The 25,738-nt window shown below is 41.5% G+C and carries 24 protein-coding genes; 22 read left to right on the top strand and 2 right to left on the bottom strand.

Annotation, left to right across the window (positions count from 1 at the left end; genetic code table 11):
- Positions 1-103 precede the first annotated feature (103 nt).
- From DW917_RS07160 to DW917_RS07140, 5 genes are all read left to right on the top strand, one after another.
- Positions 104-484, top strand: coding sequence for a PDDEXK nuclease domain-containing protein (locus DW917_RS07160; protein WP_118117327.1), 381 nt, complete (start codon positions 104-106; stop codon positions 482-484).
- Positions 485-599: 115 nt separating this feature from the next.
- Positions 600-1,148, top strand: a complete 549-nt coding sequence (locus DW917_RS07155) for a Panacea domain-containing protein (protein WP_022111360.1) — start codon at positions 600-602, stop codon at positions 1,146-1,148.
- A gap of 683 nt (positions 1,149-1,831) precedes the next feature.
- Complete coding sequence (locus tag DW917_RS17195; RefSeq protein WP_158570079.1) at positions 1,832-2,218, top strand: LytTR family DNA-binding domain-containing protein; 387 nt, start codon at positions 1,832-1,834, stop codon at positions 2,216-2,218.
- A gap of 112 nt (positions 2,219-2,330) precedes the next feature.
- Positions 2,331-4,385, top strand: coding sequence for a TonB-dependent receptor (locus tag DW917_RS07145; protein ID WP_118117325.1), 2,055 nt, complete (start codon positions 2,331-2,333; stop codon positions 4,383-4,385).
- Positions 4,366-4,896: a hypothetical protein gene (locus DW917_RS07140; RefSeq protein WP_118117324.1), complete on the top strand. Its 531-nt coding sequence runs from the start codon at positions 4,366-4,368 to the stop codon at positions 4,894-4,896. The genes DW917_RS07145 and DW917_RS07140 overlap by 20 nt, the downstream gene beginning before the upstream one ends.
- Before the next feature lie 23 nt (positions 4,897-4,919).
- On the opposite strand, the gene DW917_RS07135 is transcribed toward DW917_RS07140, so the two are convergent.
- Positions 4,920-5,960 (bottom strand): asparaginase, encoded by a 1,041-nt coding sequence (locus DW917_RS07135; protein WP_118117323.1) that lies wholly within the window; start codon positions 5,958-5,960, stop codon positions 4,920-4,922.
- 364 nt (positions 5,961-6,324) lie between these two features.
- Here DW917_RS07135 and thrS point away from each other — a divergent pair, with 364 nt between their 5' ends.
- The 15 genes from thrS to DW917_RS07055 all read left to right on the top strand — a co-directional run bounded on the left by thrS (position 6,325) and on the right by DW917_RS07055 (position 22,737).
- Complete coding sequence (gene thrS / locus DW917_RS07130) at positions 6,325-8,277, top strand: threonine--tRNA ligase (protein WP_118117322.1); 1,953 nt, start codon at positions 6,325-6,327, stop codon at positions 8,275-8,277.
- A 172-nt stretch (positions 8,278-8,449) separates the two neighbouring features.
- Positions 8,450-8,827 carry a GxxExxY protein gene (locus DW917_RS07125; protein WP_118117321.1) on the top strand — a complete coding sequence of 126 codons (378 nt, stop codon included), beginning with the start codon at positions 8,450-8,452 and terminating at the stop codon, positions 8,825-8,827.
- 369 nt (positions 8,828-9,196) lie between these two features.
- Positions 9,197-9,877: a translation initiation factor IF-3 gene (infC, locus tag DW917_RS07120; RefSeq protein ID WP_118117320.1), complete on the top strand. Its 681-nt coding sequence runs from the start codon at positions 9,197-9,199 to the stop codon at positions 9,875-9,877.
- A gap of 88 nt (positions 9,878-9,965) precedes the next feature.
- Complete coding sequence (rpmI, locus tag DW917_RS07115) at positions 9,966-10,163, top strand: 50S ribosomal protein L35 (protein ID WP_022111351.1); 198 nt, start codon at positions 9,966-9,968, stop codon at positions 10,161-10,163.
- A 39-nt stretch (positions 10,164-10,202) separates the two neighbouring features.
- Complete coding sequence (gene rplT, locus DW917_RS07110; protein WP_022111350.1) at positions 10,203-10,547, top strand: 50S ribosomal protein L20; 345 nt, start codon at positions 10,203-10,205, stop codon at positions 10,545-10,547.
- A 273-nt stretch (positions 10,548-10,820) separates the two neighbouring features.
- On the top strand, positions 10,821-11,939 hold the full coding sequence (locus DW917_RS07100; RefSeq protein ID WP_022111349.1) for a phosphatidylinositol-4-phosphate 5-kinase: 1,119 nt from the start codon (positions 10,821-10,823) through the stop codon (positions 11,937-11,939).
- 74 nt (positions 11,940-12,013) lie between these two features.
- Positions 12,014-12,457 (top strand): YhcH/YjgK/YiaL family protein, encoded by a 444-nt coding sequence (locus tag DW917_RS07095; RefSeq protein ID WP_118117318.1) that lies wholly within the window; start codon positions 12,014-12,016, stop codon positions 12,455-12,457.
- Positions 12,458-12,538: 81 nt separating this feature from the next.
- Positions 12,539-14,614, top strand: a complete 2,076-nt coding sequence (locus DW917_RS07090) for an alpha amylase C-terminal domain-containing protein (protein ID WP_118117317.1) — start codon at positions 12,539-12,541, stop codon at positions 14,612-14,614.
- 10 nt (positions 14,615-14,624) lie between these two features.
- Complete coding sequence (locus DW917_RS07085; RefSeq protein ID WP_118117316.1) at positions 14,625-15,722, top strand: DUF6057 family protein; 1,098 nt, start codon at positions 14,625-14,627, stop codon at positions 15,720-15,722.
- Positions 15,723-15,800: 78 nt separating this feature from the next.
- Positions 15,801-17,018, top strand: a complete 1,218-nt coding sequence (locus DW917_RS07080) for a lipopolysaccharide assembly protein LapB (protein WP_118117315.1) — start codon at positions 15,801-15,803, stop codon at positions 17,016-17,018.
- Between the two features lie 2 nt (positions 17,019-17,020).
- The gene (locus tag DW917_RS07075) at positions 17,021-18,334 is read left to right on the top strand and encodes a DEAD/DEAH box helicase (RefSeq protein WP_118117314.1); all 1,314 of its coding nucleotides are present in this window, start codon (positions 17,021-17,023) and stop codon (positions 18,332-18,334) included.
- Positions 18,335-18,600: 266 nt separating this feature from the next.
- On the top strand, positions 18,601-19,671 hold the full coding sequence (gene serC / locus DW917_RS07070) for a 3-phosphoserine/phosphohydroxythreonine transaminase (RefSeq protein WP_118117313.1): 1,071 nt from the start codon (positions 18,601-18,603) through the stop codon (positions 19,669-19,671).
- 28 nt (positions 19,672-19,699) lie between these two features.
- Positions 19,700-20,617 carry an NAD(P)-dependent oxidoreductase gene (locus tag DW917_RS07065; RefSeq protein ID WP_118117312.1) on the top strand — a complete coding sequence of 306 codons (918 nt, stop codon included), beginning with the start codon at positions 19,700-19,702 and terminating at the stop codon, positions 20,615-20,617.
- Between the two features lie 117 nt (positions 20,618-20,734).
- The gene (locus DW917_RS07060) at positions 20,735-22,069 is read left to right on the top strand and encodes a DUF1015 domain-containing protein (RefSeq protein ID WP_118117311.1); all 1,335 of its coding nucleotides are present in this window, start codon (positions 20,735-20,737) and stop codon (positions 22,067-22,069) included.
- Between the two features lie 80 nt (positions 22,070-22,149).
- The gene (locus DW917_RS07055; protein WP_118117310.1) at positions 22,150-22,737 is read left to right on the top strand and encodes a YigZ family protein; all 588 of its coding nucleotides are present in this window, start codon (positions 22,150-22,152) and stop codon (positions 22,735-22,737) included.
- A gap of 156 nt (positions 22,738-22,893) precedes the next feature.
- On the opposite strand, the gene truA is transcribed toward DW917_RS07055, so the two are convergent.
- Entirely contained in the window at positions 22,894-23,697 is an 804-nt protein-coding gene (gene truA / locus DW917_RS07050; RefSeq protein ID WP_118117309.1) for a tRNA pseudouridine(38-40) synthase TruA, read from the bottom strand.
- A gap of 147 nt (positions 23,698-23,844) precedes the next feature.
- Between truA and dapA the strand changes: the two genes are divergently transcribed.
- Both dapA and DW917_RS07040 read left to right on the top strand, forming a co-directional pair.
- On the top strand, positions 23,845-24,732 hold the full coding sequence (gene dapA / locus DW917_RS07045) for a 4-hydroxy-tetrahydrodipicolinate synthase (RefSeq protein ID WP_118117308.1): 888 nt from the start codon (positions 23,845-23,847) through the stop codon (positions 24,730-24,732).
- Positions 24,733-24,808: 76 nt separating this feature from the next.
- Positions 24,809-25,696 carry an AraC family transcriptional regulator gene (locus DW917_RS07040; protein ID WP_118117307.1) on the top strand — a complete coding sequence of 296 codons (888 nt, stop codon included), beginning with the start codon at positions 24,809-24,811 and terminating at the stop codon, positions 25,694-25,696.
- The last annotated feature ends 42 nt before the right edge of the window (positions 25,697-25,738 follow it).

Genomic DNA, 25,738 nt, shown 5'->3' with positions numbered 1-25,738 from the left:
GCAAAGAATCTCCTTGCATTAGGTATGCCAGTAAGTCAAATTATGCAAGTTACAGGTTTGACAAAAGAGCAAATAAGCAGTTTGTAGGCTAAATAATAATGATTTGGAGATTGTAAAGCTCAAATTCTATTGGAGTTTGGGCGAGGACATTTGTGAGAAGCAGAAGCAATATAAATGGGATGCAAACTTCATGAAAAGATTGAGCCTTGATTTGCGTGCGGAATTTCCTCAGAGTGAAGGTTTTTCCAGGACCAATTTGTATGACATCAAAAGATGTTTCGCATTCTATTCAAGCCAAATTGAATTTGTCCACCAGACTGGTGGACAATTACAGGAAGTGGATGATGCCAATTTGCTTAGATGCGAAGGAGACATTCCGAGTATTGGTATTCTTCTTTGCAAGGACAAAGATTCGTCAGTGGTAGAATGGTCTCTGCGTGGCATCACTACTCCTTTGGGTGTCTATGGGAATAATGGCTATTAAAATTTGAAATAAGCTCTACTTTCATTTGAATATATAATATTTCGTAAAAAACTTATTGTTTTTTGGACATATTAATAATATGTATTAATTTTGCAACCAATAAAAAACTATTGAGATGACAAACTTCGATAAACAGAAACTGACAGAGATTGTATTATATATCTTGAATAAAACAAAGGGGTTAGACTACTACCATGTATTCAAGGTTATATATTTTGCTAATATTTCATATTTAGCAAAATATGGCTTTCCTATGGTTTCTGACGAATTCTGTGCATTGCCAGATGGACCTGTACCTTCTGTCCTTTATAATTGTATAAAAGGCGATCCTCAGTGTGATAAAGAATTGCAAGCAATGATAGACAATTGCGTTTCTAAAGGAACTGATGATGCTTATTATATGCTTGAAGCCAAGCGACAGGCAGACGATGAATACCTGTCAAAAGCTGATATTGAAGCTTTGGATAAGTCTATCTTCGAGAATGTAAATCTTCCATACGGTGAGTTACGTGCAAAATCACATGGCGAAGAATGGAAGCGTGCTTATGCCCAACAAGGGCGTAAAGTCATGGATATTATTGGTATGGCAAAAGATGGTATGGCATCCGATGATATGATAGAATATATTAAGGATAATCTGTTGGTGGAGGCTGCATTGTCATGACGAAACTCGGAGAATTATTGGGGACTATGGCTGACAAGTTAGCCCAAGATAGTCTTAACATCGGTGATTATATTTTTGGAGCACAACTCGTTTATCAACTGCTCAAAGATTAATATAAGATACTGGCTTCGCCTGATGCTTTATATGAACATCTGGCGAAGTAAATATTGCTTTTGTTTTGACAAATGAATAGCATAAGCTTCTTGTACTTTTGCCAGTAGTATTTAAATCAATAGTATTTTATGATGTCATTCCTTACTCGCATATATCCATTCAAGCAGAGCAGACACTGGATGAGAGATGGATTTTTCTATGGCCTTGTCATTTGGGCTATATTATATTTTCTGCAGCCTTTCGGGTTCTGTCTGTATCAGGGCAATAAATGTCTTGCTGCTGCCTTGTTTGGCATGGTCACTTTCGTGTGCTATGCTCTTTATTTAGCTTTGGTATTGAAGTGTTTTCACCGGACTGTCAATCCCTGGCGCATCTGGCATGAAGGAATGGCAGTACTCGGGCTCATTGTCATGATTGCCTTTTGTAATTTTCTTTTATCCTCATTTCTCTTTCATTATACAATCACTATCAGGCTTTATCTGTTGTTTTTGAACTGGACGATTATTGTAGGTATCTTTCTGACTTTGCTGTCAGTCGGAATACAATACAACAGATATTTAAGAGACAGAATGGAAGATTTGTTGCACAAAACGACTCTGGAACAAAAGGAGGTGATTATTACAATCCACGATACGAGCAGCAGGGGAAATGATCTTGCGATGCCCATCAATGATCTGCTTTATATCGAAGCGCAGAAAAACAATATCTCGGTCTGTTTTGTAAAGGAGGATCATGTCGTTTCTGTTGATGTTCATAATACGCTGACGCGTACTCTGGAAGAACTGAAGGGATATGATAATATCTTCCAATGTCATCGCTCTTTTGCCGTCAATGTGAACAATATATCTTCGGCTAAAGGTAATTCTAACGGGTATCAGTTGAAACTGGATAAATGTGCTGATATCATCCCAGTTTCGCGGTCATTTGTGCCTCAGTTTAAGACATATCTTACTTAGTTATTCGTCCTTTTAATTAGTTGCTCGTCATCATAAGTTGTTGTCTGTCATAGGTTTTAGCTGTATATCCTGAGAATTTGGTTAGTTCCGTTTTGTGCTGTATCTTTGCAGCATGAAACAACGAATGATACATATCGCATTACTGCTATTTATGGTAGTTGATCTGACTGCTCAGACTCTGATTTCAGGAATGGTCATGAGTGGTCTGGAACCTCTTGTTGGTGCCAACGTTTTTATCGCTGGCACTATTGATGGATGCCTGACGGATTCTCTTGGAAGATTCTCTTTTTGCACTTCCAAGACAGGAGAAATAACCCTGAAGGCAACCATGATAGGCTTTGAGGAATACACACAGGATTCTGACGTCAGCAAACTGAAGCATCTCACCATTTCAATGAAAGAAAAGGCTGCAACAATCCAAGAAGTTGTAGTATCTGCCAGCACTTACAGTTTTGGAAAAAGTGATCATTTCAAGACGATGGATGCGCTGGACGTGGTGATGGCAGGTAATTCATGTGGAGACATTGTGGCAGCTTTGCAGTCATTGCCAGGAACGCAAAAGGTGGGAGAGGATGGCAAACTCTATGTGAGGGGTGGTGATAGCGAAGAATGTCAGACTTTTATCAATGGAATGCACGTACTTGTTCCCTATAGTACCAATGCTGAAAATACAGCAGTGCGAGGCCGTTTTTCTCCTTTTCTGTTCAAGGGAATTTGCTTTTCTCTTGGAGGTTATGGCGGAGAATATGGGCAGGCTCTTTCATCTGTTCTTCCGATGGAGACTACTGATGTGGCTACGAGCGACAAATATGGAGCCAGTGCATCTCTGGTGGACTGGAATATCGGTGGAACTAAGGTGTTTGATACCAGCAGTCTGTCATTTAATGCGGCAATGACAAGCATGGGTATCTACAACCAGTTGTTTTCTGAAAGATTCGATTTCTACAAGCCATACCGGAAATTATCTGGCGAGGCCCAATATAAGATGGAGTTCAAGAATGCTGGAATTTTGAAGACATACGTTGGCTATGATTTTACTTCTGTAGGGCAACGTATTGATGATAGAAACCTATTGCTGAAGGAGAACAATGTTTATACAAATGCTACCTATAAGGCAGCGATAGGGGCTGGTTATACCTTCTTTTGTGGTATGGCAAATTCATCGGTTTTCAATGATATAAAAGATGCCAAGGCTGCTGGTGACAGTTTTTATAATTTCAGGAATGAGATACATCTGAAGACAGAAATGCGCAAGGTTTGTTCAGATGTACTGAAATTGTCGGTTGGTGTGGAGGATTATCAGCGAAACAGTTTACTGGAGTATGATTCCTATTGCTACACCCTGGATTATAACATTCTGGCTGCCCATGCTGATGCCCAGTGGAGGATGCTGCCCGGTGTGTTTCTGAATCTTTCAGCAAGGACTGAGTATATGTCGCATGCGCAGTGGCTGTTCATGCCAAGAGCTACACTCTCTTATGTTCCCAACAAGATTTTCCAGATTTCGCTTGTTGCGGGACGGTATAGTCAGACTGCAAGTGATGATAATCTCGCCACCAGCAACTATTCTCTTGGGCAGTGTACTGCTGATCATGCTATCATCTCCATGCAATATAAATTGGCGGGTACACTTGTAAGGATAGAACCCTATTGGAAGAAATATCATCGGTTGCCTTTATGGGATAAGGGTGTTTATCTTCCGAAAGGATATGGGACGAGTAAGGGATTTGATCTCTTTGTGGATGACCATTCTCTTTGCAGGCGTCTTTCCACCACCTTATCTTATTCATACAATGACTCCAGACGTTTCTATCTGGATTATACGGAAGAACGAACACCTGCTTTTGCTTCCAGACATAATCTGAGACTGACTGCGAAATATTCGTTCGGAAAAGCTATTCTGAGTTTGGCTGAATCTTATGCCAGCGGTCGTCTCTTTCTGCAAGGTAAGACTCCGCCGTATCACAGTGTAGATGTAAATCTGACTTATTTGCTGAGTCCCAAGGTGATTATTTATTCTTCGCTGAATAACATCCTTGGTCGCACGAATGTTTTCGGATATGATGCCAAGGGTCGCCCGATTGTCTCATCCCGCGATAGATTCTTTTATATAGGTATATTTGTTTCACTTAAAAATAACAAAGCTTATGACATTTCAAATTTTTAAAAAGTTCATGTTGATGGGGATCTTCTTTTTGATCTCTACTGTAAGTATTCATGCTCAAGAGCCTAATATGCAGGCACTTATCGGACAGTCTCTTTCAAAACTCCAACAACCCACTCCTGAGAACTTCCTGAATTGTGTTGCTGAGATGAAACGTATTGATGATATGTTTCCGGATAGTATTCAACCTAAATTTCAGATGGTGTTGCAAAGCCTCAATTTTTCCGTTATGAATCCGCATGCTCCGGAAGCGGAAAACCTGATGGCTGGAGCAGAAGAAACCATTGCTAAAATGGAAAAAATGAGGAATGCAAACCAGTCTGATATCTGTACCCTTCGAGGTTTTTTATCCATGGTACGTATCGTACAGAATCCTGTACAAAACGGCCAGCGCTATTATCTTGATGTCATGCAGAACTATGAGAAAGCGCTTAAACTCAATCCAGAGAACCAACTTGCCAAACAATTACAGCAAAAGTTTTTTGAGGGTATGAAGAAGCAAACTGGTTTATAAAAAAGTGATATGCTTCCGGGTATTTACTCCGGAAGCGTGATTTCTCCTGCCAGTGACTGTTTCAGTTTTTCGCGCACCATGCGGTTGTCTGGATATCTGCCCTGCAGGTACATCAGTTTGGTGACGGCTGCCTCTACGGTACTATCGTAGCCGCTCACCACATGAGCTACCTTGAGCTGGAACCCAGCACCGTATCTCTCCATATCCACACATCCCGTGATGCACTGGCTGATGTTGATGATGTTCACACCGCGATGGGCTGCCTGATCGAGCAGTCGTATGATCCAAGGGGCATGAGGGGCATTGCCTGAACCATAAGTTCTCATCACAATACCTCGCAGAGATGGGGATTCCAGGACGTGGCGGACAATGGTATCCTGAATGCCTGGGAAGAGACTGAAGACGATGACGTTCGGATCCAGTTTCATGTGAGGTACCATCGGCTTGCGATAGTCTGGCTTCAGAATGTGGTGCGGATGGAAAGAGAAGTTGATACCTACATCACAGAGATGAGGATGGTTGAAGGAATCAAATGCATGGAATCCTTCTGCATTGATCTTCGTAGTACGGTTGCCGCGCAGTAACTTACCATTGAAGAAGATGCAGACCTCTGGTACTAACGGATGGCCTTCCAGATCTTTCATGGAGGCTATCTCGATGGCAGTCATCATGTTCTCCTTGCCGTCGGTACGCAATTCGCCGATAGGCAACTGGCTACCGGTGAGAATGACAGGCTTGGTCAGGTTTTCGAGCATGAACGATAGGGCAGAGGCGGTGTAGGCCATTGTGTCCGTGCCATGCAGAATGACGAAACCATCATAGTCATTATAATTGTTGGCGATTATGCCCACCAGTTCAGCCCATCCCATTGGGTCCATATCGCTGGAGTCTATCGGTGGGTCGAATTTTCTCACATCAATATCTGCCTGAATCAGTTGGAATTCGGGCATTGATGAAACCAAATGGTTGAAATCGAGAGGTTCGAGAACGCCAGTATTTGCGTCCTTTCCCATGCCGATTGTACCTCCTGTATATATAATGAGAATCTTTGGTGTACCTGTCATTTTTGAAATATTTAGCAATTTGTCAATTAATCGCCTGCAAAAATACGGAAAAACTTTGTAATGGCAAAGAAATATATGATAAAAAATGACGAAGAAGTGTCTTTTTGTTAGTTGTGGCATAGGCGCATCCTCAATGTTTTCCTGTTAACCCCCTTTTATTTTCTTTTTTTTTTCTCTCATCATTTTATTTGTTTTCCCTTATCTCATTTCTCATTTCTCATTTCTAATTTGTCATTTCTCATTATATAATATATGTTGTAATGTATTGAAAATGAAAAGTTATGAAAATTTAATGCAAAATATTCGCTTGTTACAAAAAGAAGTATTACTTTTGCATTTGATTTAATAAAAATACTAAGTTGTTATGGTAAAAATCACATTCCCAGACGGATCTGTTCGTGAGTATGAGCAGGGCGTAACTGGTTTACAAATCGCCGAGAGTATCTCACCGGCTCTCGCTCGCAACGTTGTATCTTGCGGTGTAAATGGTGAGACAGTAGAGTTGAACCGTCCTATCAATGAGGATGCGAATGTAGAACTCTATAAGTTTGAGGATGAGCAGGGTAAGCACACATTCTGGCATACTTCTGCACACTTGCTCGCTGAAGCTCTTCAGGAGCTTTATCCTGGTATTCAGTTTGGTTTCGGTCCAGCCGTAGAGAGCGGTTTCTTCTACGATGTGATGCCAGCTGAGGGTCAGGTGATTTCTGAGAATGACTTCGCCAAGATCGAGGCTAAGATGATGGAGCTTGCCAAGAAGAACGAGCCTGTGGTTCGCAAGGAGGTTTCTAAGGCTGATGCACTCGCTGAGTTCAAGGCTGACGGTCAGGAATACAAATGCGAGCACATCGAACAGGACTTGGAGGATGGCACTATCACCACATATACCCAAGGTAACTTCACCGACCTCTGCCGTGGTCCTCACTTGATGAACACTGGTCTGATCAAGGCTGTGAAGATTACAAGTGTGGCTGGTGCTTTCTGGCGCGGTGATGCCAAGCGCGAGCAGATGACCCGTATCTACGGTATCAGCTTCCCTAAGAAGAAGATGCTCGACGAGTACCTGGTTGTTCTCGAAGAGGCTAAGAAGCGCGACCACCGTAAGATTGGTAAGGAGATGGAACTCTTCATGTTCTCAGAGCGTGTAGGTAAGGGTCTTCCTATCTGGTTGCCAAAGGGTACACAGCTCCGCCTCCGCTTGCAGGAGTTGCTCCGTTCTCTCCTGAAGCCTTATAACTATCAGGAGGTTATCTGTCCAGGTATCGGCGGCAAGAGCCTCTATGTTACATCTGGTCACTATGCTCACTATGGTAAGGATGCATTCCAGCCTATTCAGACTCCTGAGGAGGATGAGGAGTATATGCTCAAGCCAATGAACTGTCCTCACCACTGCGAAATCTACGCTCGTAAGCCACGTTCTTACAAGGATCTTCCTTTGCGTATCGCCGAGTTTGGTACAGTGTTCCGCTATGAGAAGAGCGGTGAGCTCCACGGTTTGACTCGTGTTCGTACATTTACTCAGGATGATGCTCACATCTTCGTCCGTTCAGATCAGGTGAAGTCTGAGTTCGAGAATGTAATCGATGTAATCTTGAAGGTATTCAAGATCTTCGGTTTCGAGAACTACGAGGCACAGATTTCTCTCCACGATCCTAAGGATACCGAGAAGTACATCGGTTCTGAAGAGATTTGGGCAGAGAGCGAGAACGCTATTCGCGAGGCTTGCAAGGAGAAGGGTCTTGAGACACGCGAGGAGGTTGGCGAGGCTGCCTTCTATGGTCCTAAGCTCGACTTCATGGTGAAGGATGCCATCGGCCGTCGCTGGCAGTTGGGTACCATCCAGGTGGATTACAACTTGCCAGAGCGCTTCAAGCTGGAATATACCGCTGAGGATAACTCAAAGAAGACTCCTGTGATGATTCACCGTGCACCATTCGGTTCATTGGAACGTTTCACAGCCGTTCTCATCGAGCATACAGCAGGTCACTTCCCATTGTGGTTGACTCCAGACCAGGTTGCTATTCTCCCTATCTCAGAGAAGTTCAATGATTATGCTCAGAAGGTACGTCAGTATCTTGACAAGCAGGGTGTTCGTGCTTTGGTTGATGATCGTAACGAGAAGATTGGTCGCAAGATTCGCGATAACGAGTTGAAGCGAGTTCCTTACATGGTTATTGTAGGTGAAAAGGAAAGTGCCGAGGGCCTCGTTTCTATGCGTAAGCAGGGTGGTGGCGAGCAGGCTACCATGAGCATGGAAGAGTTTGCTCAGCGCATCAATGCTGAGGTAGCAGAGCAGCTGAAGGCAGCTGAGGAGTAATTTTTCACGCTGATATATTTTATGTCACGCTGATATATTATTTAAGTCACGCAGATTTCGCAGATGACGCAGATTTTTCTTTGGGTATTCTTAGTTGGAGTACTTGGAAAACGGCGTAGTTTGGGGAATCTGCGTGAGTCTTTTAAAAGGGGGATACTTAATACTTGTTGTTATGACAGAAAACGAAATATCTTATCAGGTTATAGGAGCAATATATAAGGTATATAATAAGCTTGGTCCTGGCTTGTTAGAGTCTGTTTATGAAGCAGCCCTTTGCTATCAACTCAGAAAAGATGGTTTGAAGGTTGAGAATCAGGTGAAACTTTCTGTAATATATGATGGGCACGTCTTGCCTGTAGATTTGCGATTGGATGTTTTGGTAGAGGATAAAGTGATTGTAGAATTGAAATCTGTTACAGAAATGAAGGCGGTTTATGGTAAACAGCTTCTTACTTATCTGAAAATATCCCATCTTAAACTTGGATTGCTGGTTAATTTTGATACGTCTGATATTCGTTCATCCATTCATCGGGTCGTCAATCACCTTTAGCTTACGCTGGTATGTTTTTTTATCTCACGCTTGATTATGTTTTTTAGTCACGCAGATTTCGCAGATAACGCAGATTTTAATTGCCATGACATGCTTGGGAGAATCTCAAGAAAGATCTGCGAAATCCGACCGGACAGGTCTCATCTGCGGATAAATAATGTGGAAGAAAGAAAAATCTGCGTTATCTGCGAAATCTGCGTGACTAAAAACAATTAATGAGCCTTTAATAAACGAATTTTGTGCAAGGTTTTTACTCGTATAACAAAATATAAGCCTAAAAATGAAAATAACCAGCTGAAAATTTGGTAGTTTGCGAGAAAAATCGTAACTTTGCAGCCGTTTAATCAAAAAAACAACGTAGAATAGTTAATGAAAAATGACAAAATAAAAAATCAGTACCGCGTAAACGAACAAATACGCGTACGTGAAGTGAGAGTGGTAAGTGATGGCGGAGCAGAAGTGATGCCAACACGAAAGGCTTTGGACTTGGCTCGCCAGGAAGGTGTTGATCTCGTGGAGATTTCTCCTAATGCACAACCTCCTGTTTGTCGAATAGTTGACTATTCTAAATTCCTTTATCAGCAGAAGAAGCATGCTAAGGAAATGAAGCAGAAGCAGGTAAAGGTAGAGACCAAGGAAATCAGATTCGGACCTCAGACAGATGAGCACGATTATCAGTTTAAACTCAAGCACGCTAAGGAGTTCCTGAATGAAGGTAACAAGGTACGTGCATACGTATTCTTCCGCGGTCGCAGTATCCTCTTCAAGGAGCAGGGTGAAGTTCTTCTTCTCCGTTTTGCTAACGACCTCGAGGAGTATGGTAAGGTGGAGCAGATGCCTAAATTGGAAGGCAAGAAGATGTTCCTCTATATGAGCCCTAAGAAAGCTGGTGTGGCTAAGAAGAGTCAGCAGAAGCTCGATCGTGAAAAGCGTGAGGCTGAAGCGAAGGCTGCAGAACAGGCTGAAAGAGCTGCCAATGCAGAAAAAAACAGTTTGCTGGCTAACGCTAAGGGCGGAGATGCCTTGAAGCAACTTGCAGCAGACAAATAGGATTAATCAAGAAAAAAAGAGATGCGTAACGCCGTGGTATATGCGTTGCCATCCGTTAAATAAATAACAATTAAAATTAAAAGTAAAAATGCCAAAAGTAAAGACTAATTCCGGCGCAAAGAAGAGATTCCGTTTCACCGGTACAGGTAAGATCAAGCGTCATCACGCTTATCACAGTCACATCTTGACTAAGAAGACAAAGAAGCAGAAGAGAAATCTCCTTGGTGAGACTCTCGTAGATCGTTCTAACCTCAAGCAGGTTCGCGACTTGCTCTGCCTCCGTTAATTATTAACTTTTTAGTCGAACTTTTAAAGAAAAAAAATTATGCCAAGATCAGTAAATCACGTTGCATCAAAAGCAAAAAGAACAAAAATCTTGAAGCTCACTAAGGGTTACTATGGAGCTCGCAAGAATGTATGGACAGTAGCTAAGAACACTTGGGAGAAGGGTCTTACTTACGCTTATCGTGACCGTCGTAACAAGAAGCGCAATTTCCGCGCATTGTGGATCCAGCGTATCAATGCTGCTGCTCGTTTGGAGAACATGAGCTATAGCCAGTTGATGGGTGCGCTTCACAAGGCAGGTATCGAGATCAACCGCAAGGTGCTCGCTGACCTCGCTGTTAACAACCCTGAGGCTTTCAAGGCTATTGTTGACAAGGTTAAGTAATTCAAGACTTAGTCTGTGATTTCAAAAAATAAAGACTGTATTCCAGATGATGGGGTACAGTCTTTTGCTTTTTAAGATTCCTAATTCCGCATCCTTTATCTCTTGTTTGATATCTCCTATTATATAAGCAACTATTATGTTTTGTCCGGAATTTCCCGTTTTTATCTTTGTTTATTTTGTTCTTATTTTGTTGTTTATCCTTAAATTTACTTAATCTATTTTGTCGTTTGATAGATTTTATATAATTTTGGAGAATAAACAACACGCAAGCGTATGAAATACAAGATAAACTTAATCTCATTTTTACTGATATCATTGCCTTTGTGCTCCTTTGCCCAGAAAATTTCACTGGGTTCTTGCGTTACTCGTGACGGGGGACAATATAAAGGCGAAATGGTAGGAAATAAGCCAAATGGGAAAGGTACTACCGTCTTTAAAAATGGTGATACTTATGAAGGATCCTACGTGAAAGGTAAGAGAAACGGTTATGGTGTCTATACTTTTGCTGACGGTGAAAAATATGAAGGTCAGTGGATGGAAGATCAGCAGCATGGACGTGGAACTTACTATTTCCAGAACAATAATAAATATGTAGGTTTATGGTTCCGTGATTACCAGCATGGACATGGCATCATGTATTATTACAATAAGGATAAATACGATGGTGACTGGTATATGGACAAGCGACAGGGACGTGGTACCTATACTTACTCCAATGGAGCATACTACAAAGGTCAGTGGAAGAACGACATGAAAAATGGGCTGGGATTCTTTGACTGGGGTGATGGTACGACTTACGATGGCAACTGGGTGGATAACCAGCGCTCGGGAAAGGGTACCAACAAGTATGCCGACGGCGATGTATATATCGGAGACTGGAAAGATGATATTCAGGACGGTAAAGGTATATACAAGTTTAAGAACGGTGATGTATATGAAGGCGACTATGTGCAGGGTGAACGTACCGGTGAAGGTATCTTCAAGTCTGTGAATGGGGCGAAATATACCGGACAGTTCCGTGATGGTCTGCGAAACGGACAGGGTACTTTTATCTGGAAAAACGGGGATATCTACGTAGGTAGTTGGAAAGATGACCTGCAGGATGGTAGAGGTAAACTGACCAAGAAATCGGGTGATATCTTTGAAGGTGAATTCCGAAAAGGTCAGGTGAATGGTGAGGTGATTATTCACTATGCCAATGGCAATCGTTTCAAGGGCGTTTATAGAAATGGTAAGCGTGAGGGTGCCTGCATCGAGGAAACCAAAGAAGGTAAACGATTTGAAGGCACTTACCGTAACGACCGCCGAGAAGGCAAGTTCGTAGAGAAAGACAGAAACGGACAGGTGACAGCTCGGGGAACTTACGAGAACGGTAAGCGCTTTGAAGATTGATATGAAAATCCTTGAAAATTTTCTTAAGAGTTATCAATTATATTATATAGAATTTTTATTTTAAACTTTTAATCATGATAGTTGACACATTAGAAAATTTGGAGAAATATGTCTCTCTGAATCCTCTCTTTGCAGAGGTCGTTAAGTTCTTGAAAGAGAACGATTTGAACGAATTGGAAGACGGCAAGCATTCCATCGTGGGTAATGACTTGTTTGTAAATATAACAACAGCTCATGGAAAAACTGTGGATGAAGCTGTATTTGAAACTCACAAGAATATGCTTGATATCCAGATACCTCTTGACAACGAAGAGACTTATGGTTATCTTCCTTTGGCTAAATTGCCTGAGGCAGAATACAATGCAGAAAAAGACGTAACCAAATATCCTGGTGCTGTGGCTTCTGCTTATGTAACCTGTCTGCCTGGTGAATTTGCTATTTTCGCTCCTCAGGATGGCCATCAGCCATGCATCGGTACAGGCGATATCCACAAGGCTATCTTCAAAATCAAGGCATAAACTGAAAATCAATCAAAGTTTAAGACGGAATCTGTTACTCGCAGATTTCTTACTCTATAGCTAATCTAAAATCATGAGTATATGGCAACAAAAAAAGCAGAAAGCGGCAAGAAAACCGCTGCTAAAAAGGCAGTAAAGACTACTGCAGCTCCTAAACATATCGGTTTGGTGAAGAATGACTCCTATCTCGAACCTTATGAGGATGCAATTAAGGGCAGACATGATCATGCTCTGTGGAAATTGAGTCAGTTGACCAAGAACGGTAAGCAGACCTTGAGTGATTTCGCCAATGGCTACGAGTATTTCGGTCTGCATAAGACTGACCGTGGATGGGTGTTCCGTGAATGGGCTCCTAATGCTACTGATATCTATCTGATTGGTGATTTCAATGACTGGAAAGAGTCGCCAAAGTATCGTGCTAAACGTATTCAGGGTACAGGAAACTGGGAACTCAAGCTCTCTGAGAAAGCGTTGAAGCATGGTGATCTTTTCAAGATGAAAGTTCACTGGGAAGGTGGAGATGGTGAGCGCATTCCTGCTTGGGCAAGAAGAGTGGTACAGGATGAAAAGACCAAGATTTTCTCTGCACAGGTTTGGAATCCGGAACCATACGTATGGAAGAAGAAAACTTTCAAGCCAAAGACGACTCCGCTGTTGATTTACGAATGCCACATCGGTATGGGCCAGGATGCAGAAAAAGTTGGTACCTATACAGAGTTTAAGGAGAATGTTCTGCCACGTATCATCAAGGATGGTTACAACTGTATCCAGATTATGGCTATTCAGGAGCATCCATACTATGGTTCGTTCGGTTATCATGTAAGTAGTTTCTTTGCTGCCAGCAGCCGATTCGGTACTCCTGAAGAACTGAAGGATCTCATTGATACGGCTCATCAGAAGGGTATCGCTGTCATTATGGACATCGTTCACTCCCACGCTGTCAAGAATGAGGTGGAAGGTCTGGGTAACTTAGCTGGTGATCCAAACCAGTATTTCTATCCTGGTGACCGCCATGAGCATCCGGCTTGGGACAGCCTTTGCTTCGACTATGGCAAGGATGAAGTCATCCACTTCCTCCTGAGCAACTGCAAGTATTGGCTCAATGAGTTCCATTTCGATGGCTTCCGTTTCGACGGCGTTACATCCATGCTCTATTACAGTCATGGTCTGGGCGAGGCTTTCACCTGCTATGCTGATTACTTCAACGGACATGAGGATGACAATGCCATCTGCTATCTGACTCTTGCCAACTGCCTGATTCATGAGGTAAACAAGAATGCAATCACCATCGCAGAGGAAGTGAGTGGTATGCCAGGATTGGCAGCCAAGTTTACTGACGGCGGATATGGTTTTGACTATCGCATGGCGATGAATATTCCTGATTTCTGGATTAAGACCATCAAGGAATTGCCAGATGAGGCATGGAAGCCAAGCAGCATATTCTGGGAGGTAAAGAACCGCCGTAAGGATGAGAAAACCATCTCTTACTGTGAGAGTCATGACCAGGCACTCGTGGGTGACAAGACGATCATATTCCGACTGATAGATGCCGATATGTACTGGCATTTCAAGAAGGGAGATGAGAATGATATGGCACATCGAGGAATTGCTCTGCATAAGATGATCAGACTGGTGACTGCTTCTACTATCAATGGTGGATATCTGAACTTCATGGGTAATGAGTTCGGTCATCCAGAGTGGATTGACTTCCCAAGAGAAGGAAACGGATGGAGTTACAAGTATGCCCGTCGCCAGTGGAACCTTGTAGATAATAAGGATTTGTGTTATCATTATCTGGGTGACTTCGATCGTGAAATGATCAACGTTATCAAGAGTGAGAAGAATTTCAATAAGACTCCAGTTCAGGAAATCTGGCACAATGATGGTGACCAGGTGCTTGCTTTCATGAGAGGCGACCTGCTGTTTGTATTCAACTTCTCACCTACCAAATCATTTACCGATTATGGTTTCCTGGTACCTACTGGTTCTTACAGTATCGTACTGGACAGTGATAATGTGGCATTTGGAGGAAATGGTCTGAATGATGATACAATGACACATTTAACAAATTATGATGCGCTCTATGTAGAAGAGCATAAAGAGTGGTTAAAACTCTATCTGCCAGCTCGTTCGGCGCTCGTATTAAAGAAAAACTGAAAGTAATTATATGGAAAAGAAAAGAAATAGTACCACCAAGATGCGTCTGACGTGTGCTATCATCTTTATAGTATTTACATATCTCTATTTGAGCTGCTACCAACAGGATCTGTTGGCAGTAGCTCAACATGCTTTATCGGGTGGAATGACCCAGTACAACTATGTACTGTTTCCCATCCTGACTACCCTTGTCCTGTTTCTTCTTCAAGTGGGCGTTTTTGCCATCACGCGGGTGAAGAAACGATTTCATGCATTGACGTATTTTCCATCTTTGCTGATACTCGCTATCATTACGGATATTCCTACGGATATTGATACCTACCATTCATTGGGTAGCTGGTGCTGGCTTTTTCCGTTGCTCCTGATTCTTTATTCGGGAATCATGTGGGTAATCCGTCAACTGGAAGCATATGAACCGGATATTCAGAAAGGTCTCTGGTTGTCCAGATGTACTTGGATCAATGTGCTCTCCCTGGATGTGATGATTCTTCTGGTGATTCTTATCGGCAATGGTAATGATGTGTTCCACTATCGCATGCGGATGGAAAGTTTGATGTGTGAAGGAAAATATCAGGAAGCGCTGGAGGTGGGTGCACAGTCTGCTCATACGGATTCTTCACTCACTATGCTCAGAATAGCCTGCCTCCATAAAACGGGAGCGATGGGGGATAAACTTTTTACCTATCCGCTTGCAGGTGGCAGCAAGGCAATGATACCAGACAGCGTGACTACCAAATCGATGATGTGGACCACTCCGAAGTGGATGCGCAAGAAGGTAAGAGGAAAATTCTACTATGTGAAACCGCTGGACTATCAGTTGAATGCATTCCTGCTGGATAAGAAGATAGATCAGTTTGTGCTCCTTGTGCAAAGCAAATATAATATTGAGAATGATTCGCTGCCAAAACATTATAAGGAGGCACTGATGCTATATACCCACAGAAGATTACATCCGAAAGTAGTATATAAAAACGCAGTAATGGAAGCTGACTTCCAGGATTTCCAGACTTTGGAGCGGAAATATTCAAATGCGATGGAACGTAATGCCGCCTTGCGTGATACCTATGGTAATACGTACTGGTATTATTATCTTTATGGTAAGGAATAAACTGGCTAATATGCATTTTATCGTAATGATCATTCAGGCTAATAAGTCTTATTAAATATCTCAACATAAAAAACAAGTATGAATAAACTTAAGTTGTTTTTGCTCATGTCGATTTCTTTCTTCTGTATGGCAGGCTATGCTCAGAAGAAAGAGATTTCTGTTGCACGAGACAATGTTAAGGCTGGAAATAATTTAACTCAGGCTCAGGCATCTATGGAGAAGTTGCTTAAGGATTCTATGAATCGAGGAAACCTGAAAATATGGAATATTCTCTATGATGCCGTGAGAAAACAATATGAGCAGGGAAATGAAAAGTTGTATCTGAAACAGGCGTATGATACAGCCCAACTGTTTAATCTGACAAGACAACTCTTTGAGGTGGCACAGAATATGGATTCTGTAGAAATGGTTCCAGACAGGAAGGGAAAGGTGCGCATCGAATATCGCAAGCAACATGCTGACTATCTGGGAAAAATCAGACAAAACCTCTACAGCGGTGGACTCTGGTTTATTCGAAAAACCAAATATCCTGAGGCATACAGCTTACTGGACCAGTATCTGCATTGCGCCAACATTCCTCTCTTCGCCTCTTACAATTACAGAGAGAATGATAAGTTGATTCCGACTGTGGCATTTTGGGCCGTATATTGCGGATACAAGATGAAGAATCCACAGGCTACTCTTCATCATTCGTATATCGCTCTGAAGGATACTACTCATTATAATTATATGTTGCAATATCTGGCAGAGACATATAAACTCGAAAAGGATACGGTAAGATATGTGGATTGCCTGAAAGAAGGATTCAGGAATTCACCTTCTTTTCCTTTCTTCTTTCCACGCCTTGTAGAATATTATATGGAAAAAAATGAACTGGATTCGGCAATGAATGTGGTGAACCAAGCTTTACGGGTGGATTCTTTGAATACCACTTATCTCCTGACCAAGAGTTCCATCTTGCTGAATCAGGGAAAGAATGAGGAATGTTTTGATATCTGTAAGTCTCTGATAGCGAAAAATGATTCCTTATCCGAAGCTCATCTCAATGCCGGTCTCTCATGTTTCAACCGCGCCATTATGCTGGATAAAAATTCGCAGAAATTGAGAAAGAAACATGATGAAATAAATGCGCTCTACAAACAGGCACTTCCATATCTGGAAAAATATAGAAAGCTTGAACCGAATGAAGTAGGGAAGTGGTCCCTCCCATTATATACGATTTATCTCAATCTGAATATGGGTAAAGAGTTTGATGAGATAGACAAAGTAATGAATAATAACAGAAATAAAAAGTAAATATGTTACAAGATATATTGACTCGTTTGGGTATAGAACTGAATGGCATGCAGGAAGCTACGATGCATGCAATGCTTCATAGCAATAAGGACGTCGTGGTTCTTTCGCCTACTGGTAGCGGTAAAACGCTGGCTTATCTTCTGCCGCTGGTTCAGCTCATTGATCCGTCGGTAGATGTACCACAGGCGCTTGTGATTACTCCTGGTCGTGAACTTGCATTGCAGTCGGCCAATGTACTGGCAACTATGCATATTCCTGTAAAGGCAATGGCTTGTTATGGTGGACGACCTACGATGGATGAACATCGTTTGCTCAGAAAGGTGATGCCTCAGGTTATCTTCGGTACTCCAGGACGTCTGAATGATCATATCGATAAGGGTAATTTCGAAATAGAGAATATCAAGTACCTCATCATCGATGAGTTTGATAAGTGTCTGGAAATGGGCTTTCAGAACGAAATGAGCAAACTGATAGAGAGTCTGCCAAATCTGGAACGCCATATCCTGCTTTCTGCTACCGAGGCAGAGCTGATTCCTAATTTCGTTCACATGAATCGTGCTGAAACGATTGACTATCGCATTGAGGAGGAACAGGTTTCAGACCGTGTCTGCATCTATCAGGTGGATAGTCCACAGAAAGACAAGTTGGAGACACTCGCCCAGCTTCTGTTGAGTTTTGGTGATGAGAGTACCATTGTATTTCTCAACTACCGTGACAGTGTGGAGCGTACCAGCGATTTCTTGCGCGAAAAAGGTTTCTCACTTTCCTCATTCCATGGAGGATTGGACCAGAAAGCGCGTGAAGATGCACTCTATAAGTTCAGCAATGGTAGTGTGAATATCTTAGTAAGTACTGATTTAGCATCAAGAGGTATTGATATTCCAGATATCAACAATATTGTGCATTATCATATCCCGGAATGTGAGGATAGTTATATTCACAGAGTAGGTCGTACGGCGCGTTGGGAATCTCAGGGTAAGGCTTTCTTTATCATCGGACCTACTGAACACATTCCAGATTATGTGGATGCAGAGATACAGACTTACGAAATCCCTCAGACTCATTCTGTACCAGCCAAACCACGTATGGCTACTATATATATAGGTAAAGGAAAGAAGGATAAGGTAAGCAAGGGTGACATCGTAGGTTATCTCTGCAAAATAGGCCATCTCAATTCTTCCGAGATCGGTAAGATCGATGTGAAAGACAGATATGCCTATGTGGCTGTATCGCATACTAAATTGAAGCAGGTGCTCAAACTGACTGCCGGACAAAAAATCAAAGGTATCAGAACAGTTGTGGAAGAGGTTTTATAATCTTATTTCCTTCGCCCTGATATATTCCCATATTGATCTTATTGATTCTCTGTCATCTTAATTGCTGATAATATGTATCAGTAATTCTATTTTCTGCATAAAAATACATAGAATAGGCAGAAAAGGCTGACAATCCGTAAGAATTTTGCCCATTTTGCTAAAAATGTGCAGAAAAATTTGGTGGTTTCAAATAAAAATTGTAATTTCGCCGACGTGTTTTAAAAACACATAGGGAATAATCCAATAAAAACTTAAATAATATACAGATGAAGAAGTACAATTTTAATGCAGGTCCTTCAATGCTTCCACGCGAAGTGATTGAAAACACAGCTAAGCAGATTTTGGATTTCAACGGTTCAGGTCTTTCATTGATGGAAATCAGCCATCGCGCTAAGGATTTCCAGCCAGTAGTTGATGAGGCAGTCTCCTTGTTCAAGGAGTTGCTTGATATCCCTGAGGGTTACTCCGTTATCTTCCTTGGTGGTGGTGCGTCATTGCAGTTCATGCAGATTCCTGCCAACTTCCTCATCAAGAAGGCTGCCTATGTCAATTCTGGTACTTGGGCCAAGAAGGCGATGAAAGAGGCAAAGCATTTTGGTGAGGTCGTGGAGATCGCATCCTCGTCCGACGCCAACTATACTTTCTATCCTCAGTTTGAAGGCCTCGAGCCAGCTGATGCAGACTATCTGCACATCACTTCCAACAATACCATCTATGGTACTGAGTTGCGTCGTGATCCAGATGTTAAGGTGCCTTTGATTGCTGATATGAGTTCTGATATCATGAGCCGTCCTGTGGACGTTTCTAAATATACTGCTATCTACGCTGGTGCACAGAAGAATCTTTCTATGGCAGGTGTAACTGTAGTAGTTGTGAAGGATGAACTCTTGGGCAAGGCTCCACGTGAGTTGCCTACAATGATTGATTATCGTACTCATGTAGAGAAGGGCAGTATGTTTAATACTCCTCCAGTAGTGCCTATTTATTCTCTGATGGAGAATCTCCGTTGGTTGAAGGCTAATGGTGGTGTAGAGGCTGCTGATAAGCGTGCTCACGAGCGTGCTGAAGTCCTCTATGCAGAGATTGATCGCAATAAACTCTTCAAGGGTACTGTAGAGGAAGCTTCACGTTCTCTGATGAACATCTGTTTCGTTATGAACGATGAGTATAAGGAACTTGAAAAACCATTCCTTGACTTTGCTGTTGAGCGTGGTATGGTAGGTATTAAGGGTCACCGCTCTGTAGGTGGCTTCCGTGCAAGTTGCTACAATGCAATGACTATGGAGGGCGTGAATGCTCTCGTAAAGGCTATGCAGGATTTCGAGGCACAGCACTAATTCGAAAATATTCTAATCAAATTCAATCATGAAAGTATTAGTTGCAACAGAGAAACCTTTTGCAGCAGCTGCTGTTGAAGGTATCAAGAAAGAAATTGAAGGTGCAGGCAATGAACTTGTCCTGCTCGAGAAATATACAGAAAAGACTCAGCTATTGGATGCAGTGAAAGATGTGGATGCAATGATCATCCGATCTGACAAAGTAACTGCTGAAGTTTTGGATGCTGCCAAGAATCTGAAGATTGTAGTACGTGCTGGTGCAGGTTATGACAATATTGACCTTGCTGCAGCTACTGCTCACAATGTAGTAGCTGAGAATACTCCGGGTCAGAACTCTAATGCAGTTGCCGAATTGGTTTTCGGTTTACTGGTATTTGCTGTTCGTAATTTCTACAATGGCAAGTCAGGTTCTGAATTGAAGGGTAAGAAATTGGGAATTCTTGCTTTCGGTAATGTGGGTAGAAATGTTGCTCGCATCGCTAAGGGCTTCGGTATGGAAGTATCTGCTTATGATGCTTTCTGCCCTGCTGATGTTATTGAGGCTGCCGGTGTTCATGCTGTCAAGAGTCAGGATGAACTGTTCCAGACTTGTGATATCGTTTCTCTTCATATTCCTGCTACTCCAGAGACTATCAAGAGCATCGATTATAAGACTGTAAACCAGTTGCCTAAGGGAGGTATCTTGATTAATACAGCCCGCAAGGAAGTTATCAACGAAGAAGAGTTGGTTAAGCTGATGGCTGAGCGTGAGGACTTGAAGTTTATTACAGATATCAAGCCTGTTGCTGATTCTGAGTTTGCTAAGTTTGAAGGTCGCTATTTCTCTACTCCTAAGAAGATGGGTGCACAGACTGCAGAGGCTAATATCAATGCAGGTATTGCTGCTGCTAAGCAGATCAATGCATTCTTCAAGGATGGCTGTACCAAATTCCAGGTAAACAAGTAATAAAAGAATAATAGGTGAGCTCGCAGAGGGTACTGTATGATAGTATCCTTTGTGGGCTTTTGTGTTTTATCATAGTGCCATACTATGTTAGCGTGGCACTCTAATACCTACAACATTATGGCAAAAATTAAACCTTTTAAGGGCATTCGTCCGCCAAAGGAACTGGTGGAACTGGTGGAATCAAGACCATACGATGTGCTCGATTCTGAAGAGGCTCGTGCCGAAGCTGGTGACAACGAGAAGAGTCTTTATCATATTATCAAACCTGAAATCAATTTTGAACCTGGTACTTCTGAGTATGATCCACGAGTCTATGAAAGTGCTGCTGAGAATTTCAGAAAGTTTCAGGAGAACGGTTGGTTGAAACAGGATGATAAGGAACAATATTACATTTATGCCCAAACCATGAATGGCAAGACTCAGTATGGTCTTGTGGTGGGTGCTTATGTAAACGATTATATGACGGGTGTGATTAAAAAGCATGAGTTGACTCGCCGTGATAAGGAGGAGGATCGCATGAAGCACGTACGTGTTTGCAATGCAAATATCGAGCCTGTATTCTTTGCTTATCCTGATAATCAGGTGCTTAACGATCTTTTGGTTCGCTATGCTGCTACTACACCGGAATATGATTTCATTGCTCCTGTTGACGGATTCCGTCATCAATTCTGGATTGTAAGCGATGATCAGGATATTGCCACCATTACAGCGGAGTTTGAGAAGATGCCAAGTCTCTATATAGCTGATGGTCACCATCGTTCAGCTGCTGCTGCTTTGGTTGGTGCTGAAAAGGCTAAGAATAATCCTCATCATACTGGTCAGGAGGAATACAATTACTTTATGGCAGTTTGCTTCCAAGCAAGTCAGTTGACAATTCTTGACTATAATCGAGTAGTGAAGGACTTGAACGGTTTGACTTCAGAACAATTCCTCGATGCTTTGGCTAAAAACTTCGAAGTCATTGAGATTGATGCTATTAATATCAACGTATCAGGTGATGATGAAGGTATTCCATGCTATGAGAAGATGGAAATTCAGGAAGCTATCGATAAATTCGGTTTAGATATTCTGAAACCTGCAGCCCTTCATTCATTCCTCCTATATCTGGATGGTAAATGGTATGGATTGTTTGCTAAGCCGGGTACTTACGATGATGAAGATCCTATCGGTGTATTGGATGTTGATATTTCATCCCGTTTGATTCTCGATGAAATTCTTGGAATCAAGGATTTACGCTCTGACAAGCGTATTGATTTTGTGGGTGGTCTCCGTGGACTTGGTGAACTGAAACGCCGTGTAGATAGTGGTGAAATGAAGATGGCATTGGCACTTCATCCGGTAACTATGCAGCAGATTATGGACATTGCTGATAGTGGTAAGGTTATGCCACCTAAGGCAACTTGGTTTGAACCAAAACTGCGCAGCGGTTTGATAATTCATAAATTAGATTAAAGAGTTCGACTTATAAGTCCGACTATTCTACAGAATTTATGTAGGACAGTTTGGTTTATATAATTGACGACTTAAATGGAATGATTGACGAATACAAAACTATAAAAGATCAAGTAGGCGAGGGACTGTACACTGAGAAAAGAAGTAAGTTCCTCGCTTTTGCCCATCATGTGACATCTGTCGAAGAAGTCAAGGAAATAGTGGCAGGTTATAGGAAGAAATACTATGATGCCAGACATTGTTGCTATGCATATATGTTGGGTCCTGAAAGAAATGAATTCCGGGCGAATGATGATGGCGAACCGTCTTCTACTGCCGGAAAACCAATCTTAGGACAGATCAATAAGGCAGAATTGACAGATATTCTGATAGTGGTTATCAGATATTTCGGTGGAGTAAAACTTGGAACAAGTGGCTTGATAGTTGCTTATCGTGAAGCAGCAATAGAGGCATTGGCTCATTGTGAAAAGGAAATCAGACAGGTAGAAGAAATTGTGACTTATGATTTTACTTATCCGATGATGAATGATGTAATGAGAATTGTAAAGGAAATGAATCCTCGTATTGTGGATCAGGTTTTTGATAACACCTGCAGTATAAAGCTTTCCATTCGCAAGAGTGAGGCAGAACAATTAAGAACTCGCTTGAAGAAACTTTCGTTTGAATAAAGTTTCTCCAAGCGAGTTTTTGGTTTATATATTTTTTTCGTTAAATAAATCAGAATTGTTTCTGTTTTAAAAACAGGAAGTTTTTGTGTTTATTATCCGGATGCAATGGATTTTATTTCTGGATGCAATTGTTTTAATTTTCGGATGATCTTAAAGCTATAATTCCGGATAGCTTACATCTTCTAAGAAAAGAGCATTGCCTGGCATACTCTCGCCGGCATCACTTCTTGTTCCCTGATGCAAAATTTCAAGAAATTGATTCATGCTTATTTTCCCACGGCCTACATCAATCAATGTTCCTACCACAGCTCTCACCATGTTGCGAAGGAAACGGTTGGCTGTTATTTCAAAATACCAGGATGTAGGGGAAGTTTGCACCCATTTCGCTTCTGTAACATGACAAATGGTAGTCTTGTTATCACCACCAGCCTTGCAGAATGCTGCATAGTCTTCATGCTGAAGGAAATATTTGGCTGCTTCATTCATTTTATTAAAATCCAATGGGTAATTAATTTGGAGAGAGAAATGACGTTCAAATGGATCCTTTCGCGTATGTATATAATAATGGTAGGTACGGGAGGTGGCGGAGAAACGGGCATGCATGTCATCTGCTACAGGGAAAACATCCCATACAGATATATCTCTTGGGAGAATTCGATTCAGGCGATAAACCATCTGGTCGCAAGAAATCGGAAGAAGTTCCTTATTCGCAGACATATCTTTATTTTCATCAGAAGATAATACTGCCTGATCTTTATGTTCCCAATCAAAATGAGCTGCCATTTTTCTGGCATGAACTCCTGTGTCTGTACGTCCGGCCCCTACAACTTCAATTTCTTTTCGGAGTAAAATAGACAACGCTCGTTGCAACTCTTGCTGCACCGTATTTGCATTAGGCTGAATTTGCCATCCATGATAGTTTGTACCATCATAACTAAAGGTAATAAAGTATCTACTCATAGCTGCAAAATTACGAAAAATATGCGATATATGCGATAATAATACCAAATTTTTTCAATTTTGATACAATTTTGAAAGAAAAATGGCAATTTGTTTTGCAATTTGGCAATAAATTTGTAATTTTGCGATTAATTTTGAAAATTGATTATGGCACAGAATATTTTTAAAGGGTTAGGTATAGCTCTCATTACTCCATTTAAGACCGATGGTTCGGTAGATTACCAGGCTCTGAAGAGATTGGTAGAGTTTCAAATTGACAATGGTGCAGATTTCCTTTGCATCCTTGCTACAACTGGCGAGGCGCCTTGTCTTACTAAAGATGAGAAAGATAAAATCACTGAACTTGTCAAAGAGGTCAATCATGGTCGTGTCAAGATTTTGAAATATTGCGGGGGTAATAATACTGCTGCTGTAGTAGATGAAATCAAGAATACTGATTGGAGCGGTATTGATGGCATCCTCAGTATTTGTCCTTATTATAATAAGCCTTCTCAGGAGGGACTTTATCAGCATTTTAAGGCAATCGCTGAAATTAGTCCTCTGCCTATCGTATTATATAATGTACCAGGTAGAACAGGTGTTAACATGAAACCTGAAACAACTTGTCGCATCGCCCGTGAATTCCCTAATATTGTAGCAATCAAGGAAGCAAGTGGCAGCTTGGAACAGGTAGATGAGATTATCAAGAATAAACCTGATAATTTTGATGTTATCAGTGGTGATGATGCATTGACTTTCTCTATGGTAGCCAGTGGTGCAGCAGGTGTGATTTCAGTCATTGGTAATGCTCTTCCTAAAGCATTCAGCCGTATGATCCGCTTGGAGTTCCGTGGTGAATATGAGCCAGCACGTAAGATTCATCATGCATTTACAGAGCTTTATAGCTTGCTTTTCGTAGATGGTAACCCTGCTGGTGTAAAGGCTTTGCTCAATGATATGGGTTTCATAGAAAATGAACTTAGATTGCCTCTTGTTCCAACAAGAATTGCAACTAAGCAGAAGATGAGCGATATCATCAAGGACTTGCGTTTCTGATGACATTAGCTTTGATTTTGCTCATTTTCCGAAATATTACCACTGAATTATTCTGAATTTCACTAATAGCTACTTTATGTCAGACGATAGAAGAATCATACATGAAATTACTCCGCTGATGGGAAAAGATGTTTTATACATTGCAGACCGTCATAAAAAGGAGTTTACTTATCCTATTCACAATCACTCTGTGTTTGAACTCAATTTTGTGGAGAATGCTAAAGGTGTCCGACGCATAGTGGGTGACTCACAGGAAATTATCGGTGATTATGATTTGTGTTTGATTACTTCTCCTGACCTTGAACATGTATGGGAACAGAATGATTGTCGCAGCGAGGATATCAGAGAGATTACAATACAATTTGACTTCAGTATGGGTACTGAAACGCTCTTTGGCAGAAATCCGTATTCAAGTATTACAAGAATGATGCAGCAAGCCAAGAAAGGACTTGTGTTTCCGATGAAAGCCATTATGAAAGTATATGGATTGTTGGATACTTTGAGTTCTGTCAAAGATGGCTTTTATGCCGTTCAGCAGTTTTTGACTATATTGTATGAACTTTCACGGTGTGATGGTGCTAAGACTTTAGCTTCTACCAGTTATGCGAAGGTTACCGTGGAGGATGACAGTAGAAGAATTTTGAAGGTAAAGAATTATATCTCTAAGAATTATATGGATGAACTGAGACTGCCAGAGCTTGCAAACATGGCTGGTATGAGTCCAAGTGCATTCAGTAGATTCTTTAAGTTGCACACTGGAAGAAATATCAGTGAGTATATTATTGATTTGAGGTTGGGTTATGCAGCACGAATGCTGGTAGATACTGCAAAATCTATCAGTGAAATCGGGTTTGATTGCGGATTTAATAATCTGAGTAACTTCAATCGTATTTTCAAGAAGAAAAAAGGATGCTCACCAAGTGAATTCCGTGAAAATTATCACAAGACTCGTATTATTGTGTAGTCTGTCTAGTGAATGGACTGTATGAATAGTGTTTTCTTCTGA

This window comes from Prevotella sp. AM42-24, assembly GCF_003461825.1.
Lineage (GTDB): Bacteria > Bacteroidota > Bacteroidia > Bacteroidales > Bacteroidaceae > Prevotella > Prevotella hominis.
Note: the sequence above shows the minus strand (reverse complement) of the source record. Positions and strands in the feature narration are given on the sequence as shown.